Source organism: Thiocapsa sp. UBA6158, assembly GCF_002423035.1.
Lineage (GTDB): Bacteria > Pseudomonadota > Gammaproteobacteria > Chromatiales > Chromatiaceae > Thiocapsa.
In genome coordinates this window covers 1-3091 of the sequence record NZ_DIUM01000013.1, presented here as the reverse complement: position 1 = coordinate 3091, position 3091 = coordinate 1, and the positions used below count along the sequence as shown (strand labels likewise).

Sequence of the window (3091 nt, the reverse complement as noted above, 5' to 3'; positions counted from 1 at the left end):
CGACCAGATAGTTGTGCTGCTTGAAGAAGCGCGCCCACTCGTCGTCGATCAGCGTGCCGTTGGTCTGGATGGTGTGGAGGATCTGCTGATGAGGCTTCCGGTAACGCGCGGCAAGCTCCACCGAGCGCTTGTAGAAATCCAGCCCGCGCAGCATCGGCTCGCCGCCCTGCCATGCGACGTCGACCTGCGGCCCGAGCGAGGACTCCATCAACTGCCGGATATAGGTGTCGAGCGTGATTTCGTCCATGAGGTGGCTGTCACCCTGGTACAGATTCTCCTTCGACAGGAAAAAGCAGTACTGGCACCCCAGGTTGCACGCGGCGCCGGCGGGCTTGGCCAGCAGGTGATACTGGGACAGGTTCGATTGCATGTAAGCGTTCCTTCGCCTGGCGGGCGATCATCATCTTCGAGCGGCGCGCACGACGGGTTTCCTGACGGGAACACCCGGCGATGCCCACGACGCCAACCCTACCCTGCCCTCCCGCAAGAGCGTATTGGACTTTGGCCTTAGTTCCGGGGCGCCTGGATGGAGACCCCCTGAACTGCGCGGATACCGCGGGCGTCACCGAACCATGATGGGACCTTGGTCCAATTGCCGGTCGGTCTGATGAGCCCAAGAATATTGGAGCAAATTCACAGCACACTGCGCCCTGTCCCACTTTGCAGAACGCGAGCGCCACATCCTTTTGAGGGAGAGCGAGTTGGTCACGCGACGCCGCCTATTCTTGTCCGGCCTGTTGAGCCTCTTCCTGGCGTGGGGAATCGCCCCGCTTTCCGGCGCGACGCCCGCTTCGCCTTCATCGGCGGCAAGCTTCAGCCCCATGAAGCCGGTGAACACGGCAGGACCGCGCGAGACCATTGCCGATCTGTACGAACGAACCGAGGAGATCCAGCGCCTCCTGAGCAAGACGCTGGACGCTTATCTCGCGTCCGACCGGCTCTATCCGTCCAGCGAGGAGTACCGGGCAATGACCCTGGGCAGGGAGATGGCTCAGACGGCTGCGCACTTGATGGACGTCGACAGCCTGCCTCAAGCGACCCGCTCACTGGAGTTCGATGCCCGGATGCTGCTGACACTGCGCGCCCTGATCGCACGACTGGAGATGCCGCCGCTCGAGTCGATCCCGGGCGAGGAAGTCCTGGTGGCCATGGACAAGGACCGTTGGCGTATCCCCGGCACGATGATCGAGATCCGCCGCATGGGCGAAGGCCCACGCGAAGGGGAATGGCTATTCACCGCGAGCACCATTCGCCGGCTGCCCGAGTGGTACGAACAACTGGAACCCTCCGGCGGAGAACAGCTGAGAGGACCTGCCGCCATCAGCGACAAGGTGTTGAATCTCTACACCTACGCCCCCCTCGGCCTGGCCCCCGTCATTCCGCTACGCTGGCTGCTGGCACTCCCAGCTCCACTCGAGGCCATCTGGCTCAATCAGCCTGCATGGCGCTGGCTGGCACTCGCCGTGCTCACGATCATCGGACTGACAGCGCTGCGACTGGTGCGTCGGGTTTCGGAAACCTTGAGCAAGACAAAGAAGATCGCACCCACACTGGCACCCTGGGGGAGTCTCATGACCCCGGTTGCACTCGCCCTCATCGTCCTCGTCCTGCATACGACGACCACCGAGGTGCTGCGCTTCAGCGCACCGGTTTACGTTCCCTTGATCAGTTTTTACTCGCTGCTGTCCTATATCGCGATGGTCTGGGTTACATGGTCCGCCGCGCAGGCAATCGCGGAGACGATCATTGGATCCGGCCGGCTGAATACCCGCAGCATCGATGGCCAGCTCGTCCGGCTGACGCTGCGCCTGATCGCCGTGTTCGTCGCGCTGGGCATCATCATCGAGGGCGCAAGCCGGCTCGGATTGCCGGCGTATTCCGTGCTGACCGGCCTTGGTATCGGCGGTGTCGCCGTCGCCCTGGCCGCCCGGGAAAGCCTCGCCAACGTGATGGGCGCCTTCATCGTCATGATCGAGAAACCCTTCCGGGTCGGCCACTGGATCCGGGTCGGCGACATCGAGGGCACGGTCGAAGATATCGGCTTTCGCAGCATGCGCCTGCGTACCTTCTACGACTCCCTGGTCACCGTGCCCTCCAGCACGATCCTCGAGTCCACGGTGGACAACATGGGGGAACGCAGATACCGCCAGGTCAAGACCACGCTCGCACTTAGCTACGACACCCCACCGGCCCGGTTGTCGCAGTTCATCGAGGCCGTTCGCGGTCTCATCGAAACCCACCCCGCAACCTTGAAAGGCACTTACCACGTCGTGCTGCACGATTTCGGCGAGTCCAGCCTCGACGTCCTGCTCTCCTTCTTTCTCGACGTACCCGACAGATCGACCGAACTCCAGCAGCGTGAAGACATCCTGATGCGCATCCTGGAGTGCGCCGACCGGCTCGGCGTCAGCTTTGCGTTCCCGACACGTCTCATCCGCTTCGCAGAGGAAGACAGGCCCGCGGATCACGCCGCGGCCCGCGCCGGGTGACAGGGTGCCCAGGCGGCAGTCAGCGCCAGCATTAGACCTTGGTCCAATCGTCAGGCTCAGGGCGCTTCGCCTAAGATGTCGCGACAGATCATCAAGGAGGCGTGTGTCATGAGCAGCGGCGAGCAATCAGCAGGCGTACCGTACAACATCATGTTCATCCTCACCGATCAGGAGCGTTACTTCCGCCCTGACGAACTGCCAGCCGGCTACACGCTCCCGGCACGCGAGCGCCTGGCTCAGCGCGGCGTGGTCTTCGAGAACCACCGCATCAACTCCTGCGTGTGCACCTCCTCGCGCTCGGTGATTTACACCGGCCGCCACATCCAGCAGACGAAGATGTTCGACAACACGAACTTCCCGTGGATGAGCAGCATGTCCACCGACATCAAGACGGTCGGGCACATGATGCGCGAGGCCGGCTACTACACCGCCTACAAGGGCAAGTGGCACCTGACGCGCGAGTTCGAGACCGACAACACGCTGGCAGCGCCGCAGAAGATCTTCACCAAGGAGATGGAGGCCTACGGCTTTTCCGACTACCTCGGCGTCGGCGACATCATCGCGCACACCCAGGGCGGCTACCTGCACGACGGCATGATCGC

The 3091-nt window shown here is 62.9% G+C and carries 3 protein-coding genes; 2 read left to right on the top strand and 1 reads right to left on the bottom strand.

The genetic code is table 11. The features are described 5' to 3' along the window. The coding region (locus B4N44_RS02135) for a radical SAM protein (RefSeq protein ID WP_296696448.1) at positions 1-370 on the bottom strand (370 nt) is incomplete at its 3' end. Positions 371-701: 331 nt separating this feature from the next. On the opposite strand from B4N44_RS02135, the gene B4N44_RS02130 reads away from it, so the two are divergent. Together B4N44_RS02130 and B4N44_RS02125 are read left to right on the top strand one after the other, a co-directional pair. Beyond that, a complete protein-coding gene (locus B4N44_RS02130) occupies positions 702-2489 on the top strand; it encodes a mechanosensitive ion channel family protein (RefSeq protein ID WP_296696446.1) in 1788 nt (595 codons plus the stop codon). Positions 2490-2597: 108 nt separating this feature from the next. After that, the coding region (locus tag B4N44_RS02125) for a sulfatase-like hydrolase/transferase (RefSeq protein WP_296696445.1) at positions 2598-3091 on the top strand (494 nt) is incomplete at its 3' end.